This window comes from Streptomyces sp. BI87, from assembly GCF_025957665.1.
Lineage (GTDB): Bacteria > Actinomycetota > Actinomycetes > Streptomycetales > Streptomycetaceae > Streptomyces > Streptomyces albidoflavus.
On sequence record NZ_CP110079.1, the window covers coordinates 2,483,754 to 2,506,816 of the forward strand.

17 protein-coding genes are annotated in these 23,063 nt (G+C 76.3%); 3 read left to right on the forward strand and 14 right to left on the reverse strand.

The annotated features are described in order from the left end of the window. On the reverse strand, window positions 1-1,419 hold the full coding sequence (locus OIM89_RS10640) for an amidase (RefSeq protein ID WP_264491181.1): 1,419 nt from the start codon (window positions 1,417-1,419) through the stop codon (window positions 1-3). A gap of 135 nt (window positions 1,420-1,554) precedes the next feature. On the opposite strand from OIM89_RS10640, the gene OIM89_RS10645 reads away from it, so the two are divergent. Continuing rightward, window positions 1,555-2,169, forward strand: coding sequence for a TetR/AcrR family transcriptional regulator (locus tag OIM89_RS10645; RefSeq protein WP_030698666.1), 615 nt, complete (start codon window positions 1,555-1,557; stop codon window positions 2,167-2,169). On the opposite strand, the gene OIM89_RS10650 is transcribed toward OIM89_RS10645, so the two are convergent. Both OIM89_RS10650 and OIM89_RS10655 read right to left on the reverse strand, forming a co-directional pair. After that, window positions 2,158-2,430: a hypothetical protein gene (locus OIM89_RS10650; RefSeq protein ID WP_030698665.1), complete on the reverse strand. Its 273-nt coding sequence runs from the start codon at window positions 2,428-2,430 to the stop codon at window positions 2,158-2,160. The genes OIM89_RS10645 and OIM89_RS10650 overlap by 12 nt on opposite strands. Beyond that, on the reverse strand, window positions 2,427-3,713 hold the full coding sequence (locus OIM89_RS10655) for an amidohydrolase (protein WP_257203781.1): 1,287 nt from the start codon (window positions 3,711-3,713) through the stop codon (window positions 2,427-2,429). The genes OIM89_RS10650 and OIM89_RS10655 overlap by 4 nt, the downstream gene beginning before the upstream one ends. A gap of 200 nt (window positions 3,714-3,913) precedes the next feature. Between OIM89_RS10655 and OIM89_RS10660 the strand changes: the two genes are divergently transcribed. Further along, window positions 3,914-4,090 (forward strand): thiazolylpeptide-type bacteriocin, encoded by a 177-nt coding sequence (locus tag OIM89_RS10660; protein ID WP_026048345.1) that lies wholly within the window; start codon window positions 3,914-3,916, stop codon window positions 4,088-4,090. 86 nt (window positions 4,091-4,176) lie between these two features. Here the strand turns inward: OIM89_RS10660 and OIM89_RS10665 are convergent, their stop codons facing one another. The 11 genes from OIM89_RS10665 to OIM89_RS10715 form a co-directional block, all read right to left on the reverse strand. Next, the gene (locus OIM89_RS10665; protein WP_264491182.1) at window positions 4,177-6,186 is read right to left on the reverse strand and encodes a TOMM precursor leader peptide-binding protein; all 2,010 of its coding nucleotides are present in this window, start codon (window positions 6,184-6,186) and stop codon (window positions 4,177-4,179) included. Between the two features lie 127 nt (window positions 6,187-6,313). Next, window positions 6,314-7,069 carry an ABC transporter permease gene (locus OIM89_RS10670; RefSeq protein ID WP_030699442.1) on the reverse strand — a complete coding sequence of 252 codons (756 nt, stop codon included), beginning with the start codon at window positions 7,067-7,069 and terminating at the stop codon, window positions 6,314-6,316. Between the two features lie 49 nt (window positions 7,070-7,118). Continuing rightward, on the reverse strand, window positions 7,119-8,060 hold the full coding sequence (locus OIM89_RS10675; RefSeq protein WP_264491183.1) for an ATP-binding cassette domain-containing protein: 942 nt from the start codon (window positions 8,058-8,060) through the stop codon (window positions 7,119-7,121). A gap of 51 nt (window positions 8,061-8,111) precedes the next feature. Next, window positions 8,112-9,230 carry a metalloprotease gene (locus OIM89_RS10680; protein WP_030699444.1) on the reverse strand — a complete coding sequence of 373 codons (1,119 nt, stop codon included), beginning with the start codon at window positions 9,228-9,230 and terminating at the stop codon, window positions 8,112-8,114. Then, window positions 9,227-10,294, reverse strand: a complete 1,068-nt coding sequence (locus tag OIM89_RS10685) for a lantibiotic dehydratase C-terminal domain-containing protein (RefSeq protein ID WP_030699445.1) — start codon at window positions 10,292-10,294, stop codon at window positions 9,227-9,229. The genes OIM89_RS10680 and OIM89_RS10685 overlap by 4 nt, the downstream gene beginning before the upstream one ends. Beyond that, entirely contained in the window at window positions 10,291-13,026 is a 2,736-nt protein-coding gene (locus tag OIM89_RS10690) for a lantibiotic dehydratase family protein (RefSeq protein ID WP_264491184.1), read from the reverse strand. Before OIM89_RS10690 ends, OIM89_RS10685 begins: the two co-directional genes overlap by 4 nt. Window positions 13,027-13,052: 26 nt before the next feature. Beyond that, window positions 13,053-14,660 carry a SagB family peptide dehydrogenase gene (locus tag OIM89_RS10695; RefSeq protein WP_030699447.1) on the reverse strand — a complete coding sequence of 536 codons (1,608 nt, stop codon included), beginning with the start codon at window positions 14,658-14,660 and terminating at the stop codon, window positions 13,053-13,055. Window positions 14,661-14,711: 51 nt separating this feature from the next. Then, entirely contained in the window at window positions 14,712-16,664 is a 1,953-nt protein-coding gene (locus OIM89_RS10700) for a TOMM precursor leader peptide-binding protein (RefSeq protein WP_030699448.1), read from the reverse strand. Beyond that, a complete protein-coding gene (locus tag OIM89_RS10705) occupies window positions 16,654-18,876 on the reverse strand; it encodes a TOMM precursor leader peptide-binding protein (protein WP_264491185.1) in 2,223 nt (740 codons plus the stop codon). The genes OIM89_RS10700 and OIM89_RS10705 overlap by 11 nt, the downstream gene beginning before the upstream one ends. A 6-nt stretch (window positions 18,877-18,882) precedes the next feature. Then, window positions 18,883-20,769, reverse strand: coding sequence for a BTAD domain-containing putative transcriptional regulator (locus OIM89_RS10710; protein WP_264491186.1), 1,887 nt, complete (start codon window positions 20,767-20,769; stop codon window positions 18,883-18,885). Window positions 20,770-20,777: 8 nt separating this feature from the next. Beyond that, window positions 20,778-21,011 (reverse strand): hypothetical protein, encoded by a 234-nt coding sequence (locus OIM89_RS10715; protein ID WP_030699451.1) that lies wholly within the window; start codon window positions 21,009-21,011, stop codon window positions 20,778-20,780. A 458-nt stretch (window positions 21,012-21,469) separates the two neighbouring features. Here OIM89_RS10715 and OIM89_RS10720 point away from each other — a divergent pair, with 458 nt between their 5' ends. Continuing rightward, the gene (locus OIM89_RS10720; protein WP_030699452.1) at window positions 21,470-23,062 is read left to right on the forward strand and encodes an MFS transporter; all 1,593 of its coding nucleotides are present in this window, start codon (window positions 21,470-21,472) and stop codon (window positions 23,060-23,062) included. Window position 23,063 lies beyond the last annotated feature (1 nt).

Consider the following 23,063-nt stretch of genomic DNA (forward strand, 5'->3'; position numbering starts at 1 on the left):
TCAGGGGCGCGGGTCGAGCGGGGTGAGGACGCCGAGCCGGTCCTCGATCGCCTGGGCCGCCTCCAGGCACAGGTCCTCCCGGAAGGCGCGCCCGACGATCTGCACCCCGCTGGGGAGTCCGTCCACCAGTCCCGTGGGGACGGCCACGCCGGGTACGCCGACGAAGCTGGTCGCCGTGCACAGCCGCATCCCCGAGCCGACCCGTTCGCGGCCCGCCCGGTCCCGGGACTCCAGCCCCGGTTCGACCGGCGGCTCGGTGAAGACCGGGCCGAGCAGCAGCGGGTACGCGTCGAGGAACTCGGCCCAGGAGCGGCGGATGCCGAGCCAGGCTCCCGTCAGCGCCGTCAGTTCCCCGGCGGTCGCGGGCGGGGTCTCTTCCATCGCCGCGGCGATGTAGCGGTCGCCGCCGGGGCCGAGCAGGGTGCGCACCACCGGCCAGGAGGGCGCGAACTCGGTGACCGTGACGCGCCCGTACACCTCCAGGGCCTCGTCGAGGCGGGGCACGTCCGGCACCTCGCGGAGCTCGTACCCGGCGTCGCGGAGCGCGTCGGCCGCCCGGTCGACGGCCTGGCGGACCGAGGGGTGGACGCCGTGGCCACCGGGGTCGGTCACCACCGCGACCTGGAGCGGGCCGGGGAGGCGCTCCCCGTACGCGGGGACCGGTACGGCGCGCGGGTCCCTGGGGTCGGTGCCGGCCAGTACCTCGTAGGCGAGCCGGAGGTCGGCCACGCTGCGGGCCAGCGGGCCGTCGGTGACCAGGAGTTGGGAGGCGAGGCCGGGGTCGTCCGGGCCGAGGACGCGGTGGTCGGCGGGGAAGCGGCCGGTGGTCGGCTTGAGTCCGGCGACGCCGCAGAACTGCGCCGGGACGCGCACCGACCCGCCGGAGTCGTTGCCGAGCCCGAGCGGCGCCATACCGGTCGCCACGGCCACGGCGTCACCGCCGCTGGAGCCGCCCGGGGTGCGGGCGGGGTCCCACGGGTTGACCGTGTCGCCGAACAGCTCGCTGCGGGTGTGCATGCCCGCGAGGATCATGGTGGGGATGTTGCCGTGCCCGACGGGGATCGCCCCGGCGGCACGCAGCCGGGCCACGGGCGGCGCGTCGGCGCGGGCCACCAGGTCCCGGAAGCGCTCGGCGCCGAAGGTGGTGGGGACGCCTTCGACGGGGGTGCTCTCCTTCACGGTGAAGGGCACTCCGGCCAGCGGGCCCAGTTCCTCGCCCGCCGCCCGCCCGCGGTCCAGCCGGGCCGCCTCCTCGCGGGCGCGGTCCGCCCAGAGCTGGGTGACCGCGTTGACCCGCGGGTTGACCTCCTCGATGCGGGCGAGGTGGCTGTCGGTCAGTTCGGCGGCCGAGACCTGCCCGCCGCGCACGGCCGCGGCCTGGGCCGTGGCCGTCATCCTCCACAGGGCGTCGTCCTGCACATCTCTCCGTTCCGGGGCGTGTTCCGTCGTTCCGATGCGGTCGCATCGGATCGCCACCGTAACCCCTGAACAGATACGTGCGCATCGAATAAGCTGCGGGCGAGCGGAGTGCGGGACGAGGGGAGAGAAACGGGCATGCCCAAGCAGGTGGATCACGCGGAACGGCGCCGCCTCATCGCCGGGGCCGTCTGCCGGCTCGCCGACGAGCACGGGCTGGAAGGGGTGACCCTGCGCGACGTGGCGGCCCGCGCCGGGGTGTCGATGGGGGCGGTGCAGCGGTGCTTCCGCACCAAGGAGGAGATGCTCGCCTTCACTCTCGGGCAGATCGGCGAGCGGGTCACCGGGCGGGTACGGGCCCGCCTCGTCGAGAGCCCGGCCCAGTCGGCCCGCACCGCGCTGGGCCACGCCGCCGAGGAGACCGCCCTGCTGCGAGAGAAGGACCGGGCCGAGGCCCGGGTCTGGCTCGCCTTCGTCGCCCAGGCCGCCGTCAGCCCGGCGCTGGCGCGGACCCTGCGGGCCGACTACGCCCGGCTCCAGGAGGCGTTCACCGGGCTGGTCCGGGAGGCCCTGGAGGACTCCGGCCCTCCCGCGCCGCCCGATCCGCGCCGCGCCGCCCGCACCCTGCTGGCCCTCGCGGACGGCCTCACCACACACGTCCTCGTCGGCCACCTCACCCCGGACGAGGCGTACGACGTGCTCCACGCGCACCTGGCCGGGCTCTGGGAGGCGCCGCCCGGCTCAGCGGACTGACGCCCCCTGCCCCGCCATCCCCCACCCGATCAGCGCCGGATCGGCCAGGGCCCGCGCCAGCGCCGGCCCCGGCTCGGCGGGTACGGGGCGGACCCGCAGGCGGAGCTGGTCGGTGCCCGCGTCCGGCTGGCAGCACCAGTCGGGCGGCAACAGCGCGAGCAGGCGGATGACGGTGATCTGGCCGGGTGGGGCGGCCGGGTCGGCGCGGTGGAGGGTGACGTCCAGGGCGGGTACGGGGTGGGCGGGGGGCCGGGGGGTCATGAGGTGGCCTCCGAGCGGTGCGGGACCGCTCCCACGATCGGCGGGCCGGCCGCGAAGAGGTGGCGGGCGGCGGCGGTGAGGGCGGTGATGCCGGTGGGGAGGGCCTGGCGGAGGTCGGGGGCGAAGTCGGGGGCGTGGTTGGCGGGGACGGTGCGGCCCTCCGCCGCGGCGGCCCGCCAGGTGGCGGCGGGGGTGGTGCCGAGCATCCAGTAGGCGAGGGGGACGCGGGTGCCGTCGGGGAGCGTCGCGAGATGGCCGAGGTCCTCGGTGGCCGGGGAGGGGGCGGCGGCCAGGACGCGGCCCGGGCCGAGGTGTTCGGCGTGGACGGTGCGCAGGGCGGCGGTGAGGGCGGGGTCCGGGGCGAGGACGGGCGAGCGGGCGGTGAGGGTCAGTTCGGGCGGGCGGGGTGCGGCGGCGGCCTCGCTCTCGGCGTCCAGGACGCGGCGTACGGCCTCGTGGAGCCGGTCGAGGGCGGGTTCGGTGAAGGCGCGCAGGGAGAGGGAGAGGGTGGCGCGGTCGGGGATGACGTTGGCGCGGGTTCCGGCGTGCAGGGTGCCGACGGTCAGGACGGCGCCTTCGGCGGGGGCGGTCTCACGGGCGGTGAGGGTGTGCAGGCGCAGGACGGCGGAGGCGGCCATCAGGAGCGGGTCGGCGGCGAGGTGCGGGGTGGCGGCGTGGCCCCCGCGGCCGTGCAGGACGGCGTCCAGGGTGCGGCTGCCGGCCATCAGGGGGCCGCCGGTGGCGTGGGCGACGGTGCCGGCGGGGAGCGGGGCGGCGTGCTGGGCGAGGATCGCGTCGGGGCGGCCGAACCGGTCGTACAGCCCGTCGTCGGCCAGCGCGCGGGCGCCGGTCAGGGTCTCCTCGGCGGACTGGCCGAGGACCAGCAGGCGGCCTCGCCACCCGGCACGGGTCGCGGTGAGGCGGGCGGCGGCGCCGAGGGCGGCCGCGGCGTGCAGGTCGTGGCCGCAGGCATGCATGGCGCCGGGGACGGCGGAGGCGTAGGGCAGGCCGGTGGCCTCGGTGACGGGGAGGGCGTCGAGTTCGGTGCGGATCAGGACGGTGGGGCCGGGTCCGTTGCGGAGTTCGGCGAGGAAGGAGGGGGCACCGGCGAGGCCGCGGTGGACGGTGAGGCCGAGGGCGGTGAGACGCTCGGCGAGCAGGGCGGCGGTGGCGTGTTCGGCGCCGGAGAGTTCGGGGGCGCGGTGCAGGGCGAGGTACAGCTCGACGGCGGACTTCACCTCGGCGCGGGGCGGCTGGGTCTCGGGGGCGGCCACGGGCGTCACCTCTCCGTCCTCAGGTACGGGGCCGTCCGGGCAGCGTGCGGCGCGGCCGTGTCAGGGGCGTCTCGTTCCGCTGTCAGGCCACTGTCAGCCGGTGACAGCGGGGTGGCGGCGGATCTGACAGCGGGTGGGGCTGGGATGGCGGCAGCAGGTGAGTTCCGCCGGAGCGGCCGGTGGGCCCCTGGGACCGCAGGGAGTACGCAATGACCCCCAAGACCGAGCTGGCCACCCTCGCCGACGAGATCCTGGAGCTGGAGTCGGAGACCTTCGAGATCTCGGACTACTCGGACGCGGCCGAGGTCGTGCTCGCCGGCTCGACGTCCTGCTCCTCGACGTCGACCTGCTCCAGCACCACCAGCACCACCTCCTGCTCGGCCTGATCCGGCCGATCGCGCGTACGGCCCCTGACCCGGCGGCGTCCACCGCCGGGTCAGGGGCCTTCGTGCGTCGTGGGCCGCCAATGCGGTCACGGGAAGGGGTGCGGGGCGAGGTGAACGGCGTCGGCGGGCAGGTCGTCGCGGCGGCGTCCGGCGGTGCGCAGCCCGGTGCGCAGGCGGTCCATGGTCAGGGCGCGCTGCCGGGTCCAGCCGAAGTCGATGGGGAGCAGGCCGGGGACGGCGGTGGCGACGGTACTGAGTCCCGCGCGGGCCTGTTCGGGGGTGGTCTGGTCGACGGCGATCACGTCGTGGCCCGCGCCGGCGAGGGCGCCGGTGAGCAGGGCCAGGTCGTCGCGGAGGTCGCCGGTGCGGGGGCGGACGGCGTCCCAGTCGGCGAAGGCGTCGGCGAGCGGGAGGCGGTCCAGGGGGTCGAGGAAGGGCGCGGCGTGGTGCGCCATCTCGGGGAGGCCGTAGAGCTGGGCGTGGTCCTTGAGTTCGCGTACGAGGGTGAAGTCGGCCGCCATGGCGTTGAGTTCGGCGCGTCGTTCGGTGACCTGGTAGGGCAGGTGCGGGATGTAGGTGAGGACCTCGGAGAGGGCGGAGGCGACCGTCTCGGCGGGGTCGAAGCCTGCGGCGGCGGCGAAGGCGAGGGTGCCGGGGCCGCCGTCGCGGCGGACGGCGAGGGCGGTGACGACGGGGACGGGCGGGCCCATCCGGGTGTCGTAGACGTGGATGTCGTAGCCGTGCAGGGCGGCCCGGTCGGTCATGGCGCGGACCTCGGGGTCGGTGAGGGTGGCGAGGTCGATCTCGGTGAGCCGGGCGCGGCCGTACCAGGCGAGCAGGAACGCGTCGCGTTCCACGCGTTCGAGAAGGCCGAAAAGGATCGCCTCGGCGAGGCCGGAGCCGGTGGCACAGCCGTTGGAGCACTCGAAGACGAAGTTGTCGGCGTCGACGCCCGCGCTGTAGTGGGCGAGCCGGGCGGGGACGAGGACGGGGCGGTCGTCACGCAGCGAGTGGCCCCGGACCCAGGGGATCTCGCGGTCCGGGTCGAAGGGGCTGACCAGGGGGTCGTTCGCGTACGTCTCGGGGGCGTACACCCCGCAGGTGCGCGGGTCCAGGGCGTCGGCGGCGAGTTGGTGGTAGCTGCCGAGGACGGGGGTGGTGCCGCGGCGGCGGTGGGTGCCGGCGTACCGCTCCAGGCCCTCCAGGAAGGCGAGGCGGCGGCTGGTGGCGGTGCGGTTGGCCTGGCCGGACCAGGTGACGTCGGTGAGTCCGGCGTAGCCGCGGACGAAGTGGGTGCCGGCGACGGGGGCGGTGGTGGTGGAGGCCGGGTTGATCCAGGTGTCGGAGCCGAGGGCGCCGCAGACCGGGTTGGCGAGGGCGGCGACGGGCAGGGCGTAGGCGCCGAGGGGGCGTACGCGGTAGGTGCCCGGGTCGGGCTTGGGGGCCGGGGCGAGGGTGAGGCGGGCAGTGTCGGCGGAGTCCGGGCGCGGGGTGACGCAGGCCGGGCAGAGCGGGTCGGGCAGCAGGGGGAAGGTGGCGGTGGCGAGGGTGACCAGGTCGGTGCGGGTGACCCGGGGCAGGGTCCGGTCGGCGGGCTCCTCGGCCTCCGGGGCGGTCCGGCCCGGCCGGTGCACGGCCCGGTACGCGGCCCAGACGGCGTCCACGGCCCAGTCGGTGAGGACCGGCCAGCCGGTGGCGCCGTGCGGGACGTGCCGCCGCTCCAGCGCCTCCCGTTCGGTGCGGCCCCGCAGCCGCTGCCACCGCATGGCCAGGCACTGGCCGCAGGCCCCGGCGGTCTCGGGGCCCGCGCCCTCGGGCAGCCACGGCCCGGTGAGGACGGCACGGGAGGTGAGATGGACGGTGGCGGCCGGACGCGCGGCGGCGTACGGGTCCGGGGCGCCGGTGCCGAGGGTGTCGGCGGCGCCGAGCGGGACCACGGACGGGGCCGGGAGCAGGGCGCGTCCGGCCTCGGGGAGGGCGGCGTGGCGGGCGGTCAGGGCCGCCTGGAGCTGGTCGCGGGCGGCGTCCAGGGGGCGGGGCCCGGCGGGTGGCGCGGGGGCGGGCGGGGTCGTGGCGGGTGCGGGGGTGGCGGGCATGGCGGGCTCCTGACGGGCCGGGGCGGGGAGGAACACGGGGCCGGGGCGGGGGCGGCGTACGCTCCCCGCCCGGACCGGGAGGACCGGTGCCTGCTCCGGCCCGGTGGGGCCGGTGGCCGCAAGGCGGTCAGGTGCGGTCGGACCAGCGGAAGGTCTTCAGGGCGACGGCCGTGAAGACGACGGCGAAGCCCGCGAGGACGGCGCAGGAGAGAAGGATGTCGCCGGTGGTGCCGGAGCCGGTGAGGGAGGCCGAGACGCCGTCGTTGAGGTAACGCAGCGGCAGGACACGGGAGATGGCCTGCATCCAGCCGGGCATGGCGTCGAGCGGGAAGAAGGAGCCGGAGAGGAAGGCCATCGGCAGCATCACGCAGTTGGCGACGGCGGCGACCGCTTCCGGGGTGCGGGTGAAGGAGCCGACGATGACGCCGAGGGCGAGGAAGGCGGTGACGCCGACGACCAGCATGAGGAAGGCGTACGGCCAGCCGGAGGAGAGCTCCAGGCCGAACGGCGGCAGCATGGCGACGGCGACGAAGAGGACCGCCTGCACGGCGCCGATGCCGAGCGCCAGCACGTAACGGGAGGCCAGGACGGCGGAGGTGGGCGTGGGGGTCATCCGGATGAGGCGGAGGATGTCGTCGCGCCGCCACTGCATGAGGACGAAGCCGACGCCGAAGACGGCCGCGTTGCCCAGGCCCCAGGAGAGGACGCCGGGGGCGATGTAGCTGATGTAGGGACGGCCGGACTGCTCGACCTCCTGGCCGCTGAAGATGAGGCCGAAGACGACGAGGAAGATCAGCGGGAAGGCGAAGGTGAAGAAGAGGGTGGTCTTGTCGCGGGTGTAGGCCCGGTATCCGGCCTGGCTGAGGGCGGCGTAGGCGCTCATGGGGTTCTCCGTGGGTGGTGGTGCGAAGTGGGGGGGCGCGGGGCCGGACTCAGCTCTCGGCGGGGGCCGGGGCCGGGGACGCCTCGCCGGTGAGGGCGAGGTAGACGTCCTCCAGGCTGGGGGTGCGGGTCTGTACGCCGTGCAGGCCGCCCTGGGCGTCGACGGCGGCGAGGACGGGGCCGGAGTCCTCGGTCTCCAGGACCGTCATGTCGCCGTCGGCGGTGGCGCGCAGCACGCCGGGCAGGGCGGCGCCCTGTTCGGGGGTGAGCCGGTCGGCGGGGACCAGGAGGCGGGTGGTGCCGCTGCTGGCGGCGATCAGGCGGCCGGGGCTGTCGAGGGCGCGGACGGCGCCGCCGACGAGGATGGCGACCCGGTCGCAGAGCGCCTCGGCCTCGTCCAGGTGGTGGGTGGTGTAGACGATGGTGCGGCCGGCCCCCTTGAGGTCGCGGAGCACCTTCCACAGGTCGCGGCGGGCCTGCGGGTCGAGGGCGGCGGTCGGCTCGTCCAGGAAGATCAGTTCGGGCTCGTGGACGAGGGCCGAGGCGATGGCCAGGCGCTGGCGCTGGCCGCCGGAGAGGTCGTCGACCCGCACGTCACCGTGGTCGGTGAGGCCGACCAGGGCGAGTGCCTTCTCGGCGGCCTCGCTCCCCACCCGGTAGAGGGCGGCGACGGTGGTGAGGTGTTCGCGGGCGGTGAGGCGGACGAAGAAGGCGCTGGACTGGGTCTGCACGCCGACGCGCGGGAGCAGCGCGGTGTCCCGGGGCCACGGGTGGTGGCCGAGCACCGTGACACTCCCGGCGTCGGCCTTGCGCTGGCCCTCCATGATCTCCACGAGGGTGGTCTTGCCGGCGCCGTTGGGCCCGAGCAGCCCGAAGAACTCGCCACGGGCGACGGTGAGGGTCACCCCGGCGACGGCCTCGGTCCGCCCGTACGTCTTGCGGACACCGTCGAGGACGACGGCGCCGTCGGGGTCGGTGGGCTGGGGGGTCATGGGGTGCTCCTCGATCGGGGTGTGCGGGGTGTACGTCCGGGAGGCTGGGGGTCAGCTCCCGGTCAGCAGGTGGCGGGCGGCGGCCCACAGGGCGAGGCCGGTCCCCGCGAGGACCAGCAGCACGGCCGCCGGGTACGCCAGGTAGGCGCGGCGGGCCGGGGCGGGGTAGGCGCGGGCGGCCGCATCGCGGCGCAGGGCCAGCCCGAGGTAGGTGCGGCTGGCGGTGAACAGGCCCAGCGTGCGCGTGAGTTGCCCGGCGATCTGGTACCCGTCGAGCGGCGGCAGCGGGATCAGCATGGCGAGGGCCTGGACGGTGCCGAGCAGGACGAGGGCGGCGCAGGCGTCGCGGGTGGCGTCGTCGGGCGGGGCGAGGAGCCAGAGCGCGCCGAACGGCAGCAGGAAGAGCAGGTTCATGACGGCTCCGGCGACGGCCGTCGCGATGCGGGCCCAACGGGTCGGCAGGTACGGGTAGTTGTCGACTGTGCAGTACATGATGACCACAGGCAGCCGCCACCGCAGTCCGATCTCGGCCACGGTGCCGCCGTAGTGCCGGGCGACGACCCCGTGGGCCAGTTCGTGCAGGGCGGTGGAGAGCCAGAGCAGGGTGGCGGCGGCGACCAGGAGCACCGGGTTGCGGAAGAGCGCCCAGGTGGCGTCGAGCGCCTCCCCCGCGCGCAGCACCAGAGCCGTCTCCAGGGCCAGGACCAGCAGGAGCAGCGGGACGAGTGCGGCCGGGTGGAGCAGGGGCCGCACCATCCGGTGGAGCCGGGCGGTGGTGGCGTCGGCGTCGGCCACCAGGCGCAGGGTGCCGCGCCACAGGGTGCGGGGCTCGGCGGGGGCCACCGGGTCGGCGGCCGGGCGGGGGGCGCCGTCGAGCAGGCCGCGGGTGCCGAGCAGGGCGAGGAGCTGGCGCCACTGGGCCTCGCCGAGCCGCTTGCCGTGGACGGCGGCGTACTCCGTGCCCAGCTCGTCCAGGGCGCGGGTGCCGTCCATCCGGGCCAGCAGGAACGCTTCGCGCGGGCCGGCCTTGAAGGCGTGGCCGGTGCCGGTGTCCTTGACCAGGTGGACGGTGGCCGGGCCGTCGTACAGGGGCCCGCCGACGAGCACGCCCGCGCGCAGGGCGGGCCGGTAGGAGCCGGGGACGGCGGCCCGTTCGGCGGGCGCGCTCACGCGGCGCCCTCGCGCAGCACCCGGCCCAGCACGTGCGAGAGGTACGCCTCGTCGCGGATGGTGACGTGCAGCCGGTTGTTGGTCATGTGCATGTACGGGGAGAGGAGCAGCGGCAGCGCCACGGCCGGGTCGGTGACCTGCTCGTCCCGGGTGCCGTCCCAGGAGCGGAAGACCAGATCACCGTCGAGCGTCAGCTTCTCCGCCCTGGATCGCAGTTCGGCGCAGTGGTCGGCCCAGCCCGCCAGGAAACCGGGCAGCCGGGGCTTCTCGGCCTCCTCGGTGGCGGGGCCGGTGGCGGCGCGGACGCGGGCGAAGCGCTCCCCCAGGCCGGGGGCGAGGGCGGCGTAGTTGCGGTCGTACTCGTCGGTGCCGATGAAGTTGGTGCCGGGGAAGGCGCGGTGCCAGAACTCGTAGTAGCTGTCGAGGTAGCCGGTGAGGTCGGCCTTGTCGGGCAGGAAGGTCGCGGCCATCACCATCATCAGCTGGGCGGAGGTGCCGAGCAGCACGGTGCGCAGGTGGAGGTTGATGGTGGCGAAGGCGTCGATGACCAGGTCGCTGGAGTGCCGGAAGTGCCACTCGGCCAGCTCGATCCCGGCGGGCCCGCCGTACTTGCCGTACTCCGGCTCGTACGGTTCGGCGCTGCGGCTGTTGTTGGGGCGGATGTTCATCCGGCCGTCGGCGCCGGTGTGGTGGCCGCGTTCGGCGCCGGGGAACTCGATGTCGAAGAGGGTGTTGTAGAAGTCGTTGAGGAAGCCGGCGTCGACCTCGTAGAGCGCCGGGCGTTCGCGGAGGAAGGTATCGACGGCCTCCTCGGTGCGGCGCCGGACCTCGGACTCGGCCTGGGGCGTGGCGGGCTTGAGGCGGAGCCGGACGTGCGGGCCCTCCAGCCAGTAGTTGATGAAGAAGTAGCCGCTGATCAGCCCTTCCGCCTCCAGCTCGGCGACGAGTGGGCGGACGCAGGTGAGCAGGAACGGGCGGGGGTTGGCGGCGTAGAAGACGTGGGTGGCCTGCCAGGCGCCGGACTTCGTGGCGGCCTGGCTGCCGGTGAGGGTCAGGTCGGTCATGGCGCGGTCCTCGCGGGGGTCGGGGCGGGCAGGGTCTCCACGGCCAGTTCGGTGACGTGCCGGCCGCGCGGCGAGGCGGCGTGCAGCCCGTCCTCGTCGGGCAGCGCCTCGCGGAGGACGGCGCGGGCCTTGTCGGTGCGGAGCAGCGCCTCGAAGGCGGCGAGCGAGAGGGGGCTGTCGAAGTCGACGTAGCTCGGCTTGGCGCCGGTCGCGCCGCGCGCCCCGCTGTCGGAGACGGTGGCGTAGACCCGGGCGGGCAGGGAGTGGGCCCGGCGGAAGCGGTGCCAGCCGAGGAACCAGGCGGCCTCGTCGGTGCCGGGCGCGCGCAGCGGCAGGTCGCGGGCGTCCACGCCCCAGCTGCGGCGGGCGAGGACCAGGCTGCCGTGGCGGACCCGGGGCCGGTGGGTGACCCCCTCCACGGGCGGGCGGTCGGGGACGCCGCCCCAGACGTTGAGCGGGGACATGGAGGTCGGGGAGAGGAGCAGCAGGGTGCGCGGGAGCTCGGGCAGGGCGAGCGGGACGAGGTAGCCGAGGTAGACCGGGATCACCTCGCGTTCCAGACGGGCCGAGCGCAGGACGAGGCGGTCGTCGGCCTCGTCGTGGACGAGGAAGAGGTCGTCCAGGCCGAGCCGGAACTCCGGCTCCAGGGTGCCGCTCTCGCCGGGGCCGACGATCTCGTACTGGGTGAGGCGGGCGTGCAGGTTGAGGTTGGAGGTGACGGGGCCGCCGGTGACCTCGGCGAGGACGGCGCCGGGCGGCGCGGCCTGGGCCCCGGCGTCGAGCAGCCGCTCGTCCAGACCGTCGAAGAGGTGGGTGAAGCGGCTGAAGGGGAAGGAGAGGCCGCCGTAGGAGCGGTTGAGGACGGCGAGCGGGCCTTCGGGGCGGTCGGCGAGCTGGACGTGGTGGCTCATCGGCGCGAAGGCGGGTGCGAGGGGGGCGAGCGGGGCGGCGGTGGCGTCGAGGAGGGCGTCGTCGAGGACGAGGTCGCCGTCGCCCTCGTGGGCGGCCCAGCGCTCCCGCATCCCGTCCAGGAAGGTGGCGCGGGCGGCGTCCAGGGACTTCAGCTCGGGCAGGCCGAGCCAGTTCTCCTCGGGGTTGGGGTCGCCGTCGGGGCCGAAGGCGGGGCGCTGGGCGGTGAAGGAGAGGTACTGGTCGAAGAAGTCCTCGTGGAAGTCGTGGACCAGCTTGACCAGGTCGTCGCAGCGCCCGCCGCGCCCGAACCGGGCGGTGAAGAACCCCTTGAAGGTCAGCCGGTGCGGCAGGGTCAGGTCGAAGGCGGGCAGCACCGCCTCCAGCCGGGAGAGCGGCTCCCCGGCCACCTCTGCCCAGCGGTCGGCGGAGAGGGTGAGACCCGTGGGCCCGTCGGCGGGGACCGCGCAGTCCTCGTAGAGCACGGTCTGCGGGACGCGGTGCTGCTCGGCGCCGAGCGACCGCTGTACGGCGGCGAGTTCGCCCCTCAGCTGTTCCAGGAGGAGCCTTCTGCGGTCCGGCTCGGCGGCGGCGAACCTGTCGACGCAGGCCGCGGCGGGCTCCAGGCGGTCGGCGAGGCGGTCGGCCCACGGGCGGCCCACGCCGCGCAGGGCCGCCTGGAAGGCGCGCAGCGGGTCGGTGTCGTGGACGGTGACGTCGAGGCAGGGCACCCGGACCAGGCCGAGGGCGAGGAGCGCGTCGAGGTACTGGGCGACATCCGCCTCGGTGGCGTCCCGGTCGGCGGCGAGCCAGGCGGAGAGGGCGCCGTACCGCAGGGTGCCGTGCTCCTCGAAGTGGCCGAGGAGGCGGTCGAGGGTGCCGCTGCGGCGGAGGTAGAAGAGGCGGTCCTTGACGGAGTCGAAGGTGACGGCGGTGGCCTCGTCGCCCTCGGTGACCCAGCGCCGTACGTACCGCACCCGGTCGGCCTCGCGCCCCCACCCGGAGGCGACGGTGACGGGCAGGTCGGCGCGGCGGCCCGGGTCGGCCAGGACGGTGGCGGCGAGCCGGCCGACGGCGGCGGTGTTGAGCCGGGCGGCGGTGGGCCAGGCGTCGGCGACGGCCAGCGGGAAGGCACCCGGACCCTGGTGCGGCTCCCCGTCGGTGAAGGTGCCGAGCCCGACACCGGTGAAGGTGGAGAAGGGGCTCGTCTTGCAGGCGGTCCGGTACAGGTAGGACAGCAGCGAGCGTTCGATCTTGCGGTGCTTCTTGTCCGGGGTGGCGGCCGGGTCGGCGGCGGTGCGCCGGACGTACGCGTCGAGTCCGGCGTCCAGGGTCGGCGAGGCGAGCAGCAGGCCCTTGCGGAGCCGGTCCTCGCCGGCCGCCGCGCAGAGGGCGGCGCGGGCACGGGCCGTCTCGGAGGCGAGCAGCCCGGCGCCCTCGGCCTCGCGGGCGGCCAGCGCGGCCCTGCGCTCCAGCCAGCCGGCCAGCGCCTCGGCGGTGCGCGGGTCGCGGGCGGCGACCAGGGCGTGGGCGGCCTCGGGGTCCTTGGGGAGCCGGTTGTTGAAGACCTCGCGGCGGAGTCTCAGCAGGGCCCGGCGCTCGGCCTCGTCCTCCAGTCCGCCGATCAGCGGGTGGAGGAGGTCGCCGAGGGCCTCGCCGTCGGCGGTGAGGCGGGCGGCGGCGTCGAGCACGTCGTCGGCCCAGCGGCGGGCGCCGGGGGCGCGCAGCGGGCGGATCGTCTCGACGGGGAGCCCGGCGGTGCGCAGGACGAAGGCTTCCCTGGGGCGGCCGGGGCGCGGGCCGGGGGCGTCGGGTGCGGGCATGGCGGCGGGGGTGCCCCTTCCGGAGGTCACGTCAGCTCGTGGCGGTAGTCGGCGGGGGCGGGCCGTTCGTGGCCGGCCATCATGATCAGCAGCGGGGCCTCGCCGGTGGCCTGAAGCCCCAGTTCCTCGATGTACGAGACGTTGTCGAAGCCGAGCGCCACCCCGCAGCCCACGTCGAGCGCGGCGGCGGCCGTGTACACGGACTGGGCGACGGCGCCGATGGTCGCGTTGACCAGCCGGTACCCCCGGTCGCCGACCGCGTCGAGCACGGCGGTGGTGCGCACGGTCGGCACCAGCACGGCCCCGGCCTGCTCCAGGTTGTAGTTGGAGAGGAAGTAGTTCTTCTGGAGGAAGGGCCCGGGGGCGCCCTCCTTGACCAGGCGCAGGGTGTGCGCCTCCGGGTCGTAGGCGTACGCCCCCGGCGCCAGGCCCTCGGCGTGGTTGACGAAGACGTACAGCCCGGCGAGGCGTTCGCCCCCGGCGCCGGTGCCGGTGTCCCCGCCGAGGTACGAGCCGTCGGTGGCGGCCCGGCAGAGGGCGGCGAGGTCGGCGGCGGCGAGCGGGCGGGAGGCGTCGAACCGGCCGAAGCTGCTGCGGCGCCGGCGCAGGGCGGTGCGCACGTCGGTGGTGAGCGGGGTCGCGGCGGGCAGCGGTGCCTCGGGCAGGGCCGGGCCGGCCGGGCGGGCGGCTGCCGGGGCGAGGGCGCCGGGGGCGGGCCGGTCGAGGGCGCCTTCGGCGGTGGCGGCCTGCATGGCGGTGACGGCCTCGAAGGTGAGCACGGTGCGGGAGCGCTCGACGTCCCGGTGGCGCACGGCGAACGGGGTGGCCGGGGGCGCGGCGGCCCCGGTGGCCCCCCGCCACTTCAGCGGCACGACCGCGAAGATCCCCTCCTCCTCGGTCCGCACCCCGAGCAGCCGCGCGAGGCGCTCCTCGTCGAACCAGAGCGCCGGTTCCACGTCGAGCCCGCGCGCCCGGGCCCACAGCCGCCAGGTCTGCACGCAGGCGCCGAGGTCCATGGAGACGGCGTGGAAGGAGAAGCTGTTGTACTTGAAGGCGTTCTGCCAGTACTTGACGGAGAGGACGAGGTACTGGTCGGTGGCGTCGGCCCCGTCCGGCGCTCCCGGCCCGGCGGCCTCCAGGGCGGCGCGGACCTCGCCGGTGGCGTCGCCGGTGAGCAGGCGGCGCATGGCGTGGTGGCGGGTGGCGTAGTGGTGGACGCCGGGCGGCAGGGGCGCGGAGGGGCCGGAGACCCAGTAGACGCTGACCGGGTAGAGGCCGCCGCCGGAGGCCGAGCCGCGGGAGAAGTTGGCGAGCGGGTAGTGCGGGAGCGCGTCGAGGTCGGTGTTGGCCTGGACGCCGAGACGGCGGCCGGTCAGGCCGTAGGAGTCGCGGAGCATCCCGGAGAGCGTGGGGAGGTCGAAGTGGCCCGGCCCGTCGAGGGGTCCGGGGTTCAGGCCCTGGTCGAGGGCGGCGTCCGCCGGGTAGCCGGAGCCGGGCAGCGGCAGCAGGTCGGTCTCCGGGTAGTGCTTGGTCTTGCGCGGGCCGTCGGCCCAGTTCGGCACGTGGTCGACCGGCTCCATGTGGACCCGGCCGCGCCGCATGATGGCGGCGGCGTAGTCGTAGGCGTACCCCACGGAAGGCTCCCTGGCTTGTCGGGGCGGCTGGCTGGTGGCGTCGGTCCCCGGTCAGGGGAAGGGGTGCGGGGCGGGGTTGAGGTCGGCGTCGGTGAGGTCGCGGGCGGCGAGGCCCGCCTCGCGCAGGGCGGTGCGCAGGCGGGGCATGTGGCGGGCGCGCTGGCGGGTCCAGCCGAAGTCGATGGGGAGCAGGCCGGGGACGAGGACGCTGACGGTCCGCAGGCCCAGCGCCCGCTGTTCGGGCATGGTCTGGTCGACGACGACCACGTCGAAGCCGGCGCCGGTGACGGCGTCCACGCACCGGGCGAGGTCGTCCCGCAGGTCCTCGGAGACGGGCGGCAGCGAGCCGTCGCCGTACAGCTCGGCGAAGGACCGCTTCGGCGGACGCGGGGTGCCCGGGGCGCCGAGGAGGAAGTCGGCGTGGACGCCCATCTCGGGGATGCCGTAGGCGAGCGGGTGGTCGTGCAGTGCCTCGACGCGGTGGAAGTCGGTGGCCATGGCGCGCAGCCTGGCCTCGTCGCGCCGGGTGCGGCCGGGCAGGTTGACGGCGTCGGTGGCGATCTCGCAGAGGGCGCCCGCTACGGCCGCCTCGGGGTCGAGCCCGGCCCCCGCGCCGAAGCACATCCGGCCGGGCCCGCCGTCGGGGCGGACGGCGACGCCGGTGACGACCGGGATGGGGAAGGTGATCCGGGTGTCGAAGAACCGGGCCTCGTAGCCGTACATCGCGAGCCGGTCGACCATGTGCCGGGTGGCGGCGCTGGTACTGGTCGCGGGGTCGATCTCGGGCAGGGCGGCCCGTCCGTACCAGGCGAGCAGGAAGGCGTCCCGCTCGACGACCTCCATGAGCCCGCAGTAGACGGCCTCCTCCAGGCAGCCGCCGGTGGCGCAGCCGTTGGAGGACTCCTGGACGAACCGGTTCTCCAGCCCGGGCGCGTGGTAGTAGGTCAGCACCTCGGGGACGAGGACGGGGTGTTCGTCGCGGAGCGAGTACCCCCACACCCAGGGGATCTCGCGGCCGGTGGTGAAGGGCGGCACGTGCGGGTTGGCGGCGTGGAACGCCTCGTCGTACAGCCCGACGACGCGCGGGTCCACGACCTGCTCCCCGCGCGCCACGAGCTGGTCGAGGGAGGCCCGGACCTCGGCCTTCTTCGCCCGCGACCGCATCCCGGCGTACCGCTCCAGGCCCTCCAGCACCCCGATGCGCAGGCTCTGCCCGAAGGTGTCGGCGTGGCCGCCCCAGAAGGTCTCGCGGAGGTAGTCGCCGGAGCGCATCGAGAAGCAGCCGACGGTGGCGGAGGTCGACCCGGAGGAGACGTCCTGGACGACGGAGGGCCCGAGCGAGCCGCAGAGCGGGTTGGCGTACGGCGACAGGGGCAGCTCGTACGTGGCGAGGTCGCGGACGCGGAAGCTGCCGGGCCGGTGCTTGGGCGCGGGCCCCAGGATCAGCGTGGCGGCCTCGGCGGTGTCCTCCTCGGCGACCGAGCAGCGCGGGCACTCCGGGTCGGGGACGAGCGGGTAGTGGCGGGTCCGCAGCGTCTGGAGGTCGACCAGGTGCACGGCGGCGAACGCCCCCGCCTCCGGTCCGCGCCCGCCGAGCCGCGCCGCGATCAGCCCGGCCACCGCCTCGGCCCCGAACACCGTCAGGTACGGGTTCTCCCCCGCCGCCCGTGTCCCGGCCCCCAGCTCCAGCGCCTCCCGGAGCGTCACACTCCGCACCGCCTGCCACCGCCGCTCCAGGCAGCGGGCGCAGGGCTGGTCCCGCTCGCCGGGGAAGGGCCCGACCACGGCCTGCCGCCCGTAGATCCGCACCGGCACGGCCCCCGCCTCGTGCGCGGCGAGCGGTGCCCGGAAGGCGTCGTGGACGCCGAGCGGGGCGAGGTCGAGGGGGGCGGGCGCGCCATGGGCGGCCAGCGCCCGGTGCAGCCCGGCGGTGAAGGCGGCCACCGGGTCGCCGGCGGTGCGGCCCGGTGCGCCGGCCGCCTGGTCGAGGGTGTCAGCGGGCATCGGTGCCGTCCTCGGCGGGGGCGGCCACGGTCAGCAGGACCCGGGCGGTGGCGAGCCGGCCGGTGGCGAGGTCGGCCGGGGTGGTGTCCAGGTACAGGGCGTCGCGGCCGCTCTCGCCAAGGCGCGCCAGGATCTCGGGGAAGGTGGTGGCGGCGTCGAGCGGACCGCCCACTTCCCCGGCGAGGGTGAGCGCGGCGGGCGCCAGGTCGGTGACGAAGGGGTCGCCGGAGTCGGGCTCCTGGCCGGTCTCGGCGGCGAGCTGGGCGTCTCCGAGCAGGTCGCGCAGGGCGGCGCGGGCCGCCTCGCGCCGGGTGAGGTCGGCGGCGACGGCCCAGCGGCCACCGGGCTCGCGGGCGAGGACGACGGGGGCGGGCCCGTCGCCGGTCAGGTCGAGCAGTTCCACGCCGAGGTCGAGCGCGGCGGCGGTCTTGTGCAGGAACTCCAGCTCGGCGTCGCCCGTGGCGTCCTGGGCGAGCGGCGCGGCCGCCCTGCCCCGGACGGCGTCCAGCACGGCGGTGTGGGCGAGAGCGGCGAGCAGCGCGGCCCCGGCCGCCTCGGCGGCCGAACTCCCGGCACCCGCCCCGGCGGTGGCGGCCAGATGGGTCCGGAGCCGGTTGTGCGGGCCGAAGGGGCGCGCGGCCGAGACGGGCACGCGATACGGCTCGCCGGTGCGCAGCGAGAGCGCGGGGGTCCAGGCGGCGGCCGGGGTGGCGTCGGTCCCGCCGAAGGTGGCGAGGGCTGCCGGGTCGACGGGCGCGCCGTGCTCCTCCCCGGCATCGACCGCCGGCACGGTGTGGTCGACGTAGAGGACGGCGGCCCGGTGCAGGGCGCGGGTCCGCGCCCCGGCGAGGTGGTGGATGTCGGCGGCGGTCACGGCGCGCACCGTGCCGTCGGGCAGGGCGAGTTCGACGCGGCTGACCTTGAGCGGGGTCTGGGTGAGGTCGTCGTCGTCGAAGCGGGTGAAGACCCCGGTGTGCGGGCGGACCAGGGCGCTGGCGGTGGCGTTGAGCGCGTCCACCACCTCCTGGGCCTCCTCGGCCCCGGCCACGCTCGGCGTTCGGGGGACCTCCGGGGTCCCGGGCGAGGTCACCGGGACTCCGGAGGGGGCGCAGTGGCGGCAGCGCGGGTGCGGGGGGACGGGTTCGGCGAGCACGTCCAGCGACGACAGATCCTGGATGAGCACCTGCCCGCGCGTCTCGGCCGGCTGCACCCCGCTGGTCAGCCGGAACACCTCGTACGCGAGGAGGTTGCCGACCATCGCGGCGACCGGCCCGGTCAGCGGCCCGGGCGCACCCGCGTCGAGACTGCGGGCACCGCCCGCGACCTCGCTCCACAGGGCGGCGGCGGTGCCCGCGTCGACGCCTGCGCCGAGGCGGAGCAGGGCGCAGGACCAGCAGCCGCCGGAGGCGGTGGCGGCGTCGGCGCCGGTGGTGAGCGGGCCCATGACCAGCCGCTCGCCGAAGGCCCAGGCGGGCAGCAGGGTGCGGCCCTCGGGGACGCCCTCGGTGAGCAGGCGGTGGGTGAGCCCGGCCGCGCCGGGCCCGGTGACCACGACGACCTCGTACCCGTCCAGCGCGGCCCAGCCGGGCCCCTCGGCGGGGTCGGGCAGCCGGTCCAGGCTCACCGGGCAGCCCTCTTCGGCGAGTTGGGCCGCCTCACGGGTCACGTCGGGGAAGTCGGCGGCCAGCCCCACCGTCCCGCAGCCGTTGCGGACCAGGCCGAGGGCGACCCAGCGGGCGGTCTCGTCGGTGCCGAGGACGGCGACGCGGGCGGCCCGGTAGCGGGCGAACCGGTCGGGGGCCGCGTCGGTGTAGTGGTCGATGTAGGCGATCTGCGCGGCGAACCGCTGCCCGGCGGCGTCCTCGGGCGCCGGTCTCAGCGCGTCGGCCTCGGGGATGTCTCGGGCGAAGTCGCGGGCGTAGAGGGTGCGGACCAGTTCGGCGGCCATCGCCCGCTGGGCCGGCCCGAATCCGGCGCACACCTCGTCGAGCCGGTGGCGCCCGGTCAGGTGCGGCAGGACGAGGGCGGCGAACCGGTAGGCGGTGCGGCCGGTGAGGTGGAAGCCGCCGTCGGCGTTGTGGAAGAGGACCCCGCCGGGGGTCTGGGTGAAGAGCACGTCGCGGCGGACCCGGGGCCGGGTGGCGGCGAGCGCGTCGAAGGCGTCGGCGGCGGGGGCGGTCGCCGGGGCGGGTTCGGTGGTGGGGTCGGCCATCAGGGGTCACACCTTCTCTGCGGGGCGCGGGAGTTCGGGGCGGTGCGCGCGGGCGGTACGGCAGTGGGGGCACCGCCCGGCGTGGGCGGGGTCGGGGGCCTGCGGGTGCGAGGCGGGCGCGGTGGGGGCGCGGCCCCGCCCCCGCGCCCAGGCCCGCAGCAGCGGCAGCGTGCGGTACGGGCCGGGCGGCCCCTCCTCCAGGAACCCGGCGTCCGCGAGCCGGTCGAGGAGCTGCTCGGCCTCGGCCTCACCGAGCCCGAGCGCGAGAGCGGCCTCGTCGGCCCCGCAGGCCGGCCCGAGCGCGGCGACGCGGAGGAAGGCGTCGGCGAGCGGAGGTTCGAGCCGGGCCAGCGCCTCCCCCAGCACCTCGGGCACGGAGAGGCCGGGGGCGTCGGTGAGGGCGAGCCGTCCGGCCTGGTCGGGGCCGAGCCAGCGGGCGGAGTCGGCGAGGCCGAGCCCGGGGCGGGTCAGCAGCCGGGCCGTCAGGATGCGCAGGGCCAGCGGGTGGTGACCGCAGGACTCTGCGATGCGGCGGGCCTCGTCCGGTTCGGCGTCGACGCGTTCGGCGCCGAGGACGGAGCGGAGCAGGGTGTGCGACTCGGCCGGGCGGAACGGCCCGAGCCGCACCACCCGCCCGCCGTGGGTGGCGACCAGTCCGGCGAGGCCGCGCCGGCTGGTGACCACGACGGCCCCGCCCGTACAGGCGGCGAGCAGCGGCCGTACCTGGTCGGCGCGGGCCGCGTCGTCCAGGACCAGCAGGGTGGGGCTGCCGGGCGGGCGGGTGTCCAGAGCGCGGGTGAGCTGTCGCGCCACCGTCTCCGGGTCGTGGGGCCGCCCGTCCGGTCCGGTCAGGCGGATCAGCAGCCGGCCGCCGGGGAAGCGGTCGGCGAGCTGGGTGGCGACGTGCCGGGCCAGCGCCGACTTGCCGACGCCGGGGGCGCCGGAGAGGACGACGGTCAGCGGGCCGCCGGGCCGGTGGGCGGTGTCGGCGGTGAGGTGGGCGGTGAGCGCGGCCACCTCGGCGGCGCGCCCGGTGAAGTCGGGGACGGGGGTGAGCGGGGTGACCACTCCGGGTTCCCCGGGCCCGGGCGCGGCGGGCACCTCCGGGAGCGCGGCCGGGCGGCCGTCCTCCTCCCCGGCGGGCCCGGCGTCGAGGGTGTCGCCGCGCAGGATGGCCAGTTCGAGCCGCTGGAGGGCGGCGCCCGGGTCGACCCCGAGCTCCTGGAGCAGGTACTCCTTGACGCGTCGGTACTCGGTCAGCGCCTCGGCCTGGCGGCCGGTCCGGTACAGCGCCTCGACCAGCTGCTCGTGGAACCGCTCGTGTCCGGGATGGGCGCGGGTCACCTCCCAGAGGTCGCCCAGCGCCTCCCCGCACCGCCCGAGCCGCAGGTGGAGGCCGCAGAGCCGTTCCACGGCGCGCAGCCGTTCCTCGGCGAGGCGCGGCACCTCGTCGCGGTGGAGCAGGTCGGAGCGGACGTTGGCGAGGAGCGGGCCCTGCCAGAGCGCCAAGGCGTCGCGCAGCGCCGCCAGTTCGGCCTGCGGGTCGTGGGTGAGGGCGGCGGCCCGCCGGACCCGCTCCCGGAACCCGATGAGGTCCAGGGTGTGCGGGCCGGCGGTGATGCGGTATCCGCCGGGGACGGCCTCGATCGGCGTCTCGGTGACGCCGTGCTTGGTGAAGAGCCGCCGGAGCCTGAGGACGCAGGTCTGGAGGGCGGCCTTGGCGGTGGCCGGCTGCTCCTCCCCCCAGATGGCCCGCTGGAGGTAGTCGGCGGAGACCACGGAGTTGGCGTGCAGGAGCAGCGCGGTCAGCAGGACGGTGGGCTTGGCGGGCTGGAGGACGACCGACTCGGGGCCGTCGTGCAGCGAGAGCGGGCCGAGCAGCTGGAACCGCATGCCGGCGCCTAGTCCCAGCCGTTGACCAGCTTGCCGCACCCGGGATCGACGGGAGCGCCGTCCCAGCCGTTGACCAGCGGGCTCACCGGGACGGGGGCGGCGTCCGGCGCCTGGGCGACGGCCTGCCCGGCCCCGAGGGCGAGCAGCGCCACGGCCCCGGCGAGGGCGGCGACCGCCCTCGCCCGGCGGGGGCGGACGGAGGAGGCGGGGTGCGGACAGTGGGCGTGACGGATCGCGGACACGGTTCTCCCTGGGAGTCTGGTCATGGCTCGTGGGCAACTGTGCGTAGGGGGCTCGCCGGTGTGCGGCACGGCGGCCCCGGATGGGCCGGAGAGAGAGGTGGCTCGGTACGGTGGTGGGGGGTGGCTCTGTACGAAGCGGGGCGGGACGCCGTGGTCACGGGCGCCCGTCTGACGGGCCGTCGGGCGGTGTTGACCCGACCATGCCAGCATTGGCGTCTACCGTGGTGGACGCGCGTTGACAGCTTGTTGCAGCCTCTCCGGCAGCATCGTGCAACCGGGATCGGCCTTCGGCGCGTTCCGCCCGAGCCTGGTCCGTTCCGCGCCGCCCCGCGCCCGTTCGGGCACCTGCCCGCCTGCCGGACGCCCTCCCCGCCGGCGCCCCGCCGATGAGAAAGTGTCCCGGAATCGGTGTAGGGGGAACGGAATCGCCGCCTCCCGCACGTGAGGAGAGGACGACCGTGAACGAGGGCCCCGCATCCGGCACGCCCGACCTGCCCCGCCCGCGCGGCCCCCGCCCCGGGGAGCCCGGGCCGGAGCCGCCCGTCCCGGCGCCGGACGCCCGGCGCGGCGCGGTCGTCGCCGCCCTCATGCTCTCCATGGCGCTGGCGGCGCTGGACGGCACCATCGTCTCCACCGCCGTCCCGCAGATCGTCGGCGACCTCGGCGGCTTCTCCTACTTCTCCTGGCTCTTCGCCGGCTACCTGCTCGCCGTCACGGTGACCCTCCCGGTCTACGGCAAGCTCTCCGACACCCTCGGCCGCAAGCCGGTCCTCATCATCGGCTCGGTCCTCTTCCTCCTCGGCTCGCTGCTCTGCGCCCTCGCCTGGGACATGACCTCGCTGATCGCCTTCCGCGTCGTCCAGGGGCTGGGCGGCGGCGCCCTCCAGGGCACGGTGCAGACCCTCGCCGCCGACCTGTACCCGCTCAAGGAGCGCCCCAAGATCCAGGCGCGGCTCTCCACCGTCTGGGCGCTCTCCGCCGTCGCGGGTCCCGGCCTCGGCGGAGTCCTCGCCACCTACGCCGACTGGCGGTGGATCTTCCTCATCAACCTGCCCGTCGGCGCCGTCGCCCTCTGGCTCATCGTCCGCCACCTGCACGAACCCGCCCGCGAGCGGACCGGCCCGCGCCCCCGGATCGACTGGGCGGGCGCGCTGGGCATCTTCTGCTGCGGCGCCGTGCTGCTCACCGCGCTGGTCCAGGGCGGCGTCGCCTGGGGCTGGCTCTCGCCGCCCTCCCTCGCCCTCCTCGGCACCGGCGCCGTGCTGGCCGCCGCCACGGTCCTGATCGAACGCCGGGCCGCCGACCCGGTCCTGCCCGGCTGGGTCTGGCGCCGCCGCACCATCGCCGCCGTCAACCTCGCCCTCGGCTGCCTCGGCCTGCTGATGGTCGCCCCGACCGTCTTCCTCCCGACGTACGCCCAGTCCGTCCTCGGCCTCGCCCCGGTCGCCGCCGGGTTCGTCCTCTCCGTGATGACCCTCTCCTGGCCCGTCGCCGCCGCCCTCAGCCAGCACGTCTACCGGCGCATCGGCTTCCGCGACACCGCCCTGGTCGGCAGCGGCGCCGCCACCCTCGTCCTGCTGGCCTTCCCGCTGCTGCCGTACCCGGGCAGCGGCTGGCAGCCCGCCCTGCTGATGCTGGCGCTCGGTGCCGCCCTCGGCCTCTTCCAGCTGCCGCTGATCGTCGGCGTCCAGTCCACCGTGGGCTGGGAGGAGCGCGGCACCACCACCGCCTCGGTCCTCTTCTGCCGCCAGATCGGCCAGACCCTCGGCGCCGCCCTCTTCGGCGCCGTCGCCAACGCCGTCCTCACCGCCCGCCTCGGCAACACCTCCGGCGACCTCGACGCGGTCGCCCGCGCCCTGGACGAGCCGGGCGCCATGGACCCCGCGACCGCCGACACCCTGCGCCGCGCCGTCGCCTCGGCCGTGGAGACCGTCCACCTCGGCGCGGCCTGCGCGGGCGCCGCCGCCTTCGTCCTCCTGCTCGCCCTGGCCCCGCGCCGCTTCCCGGTACGGGAGGAGCACACCGGCCCGGCCGCCGCCGAACGGGCCTGAT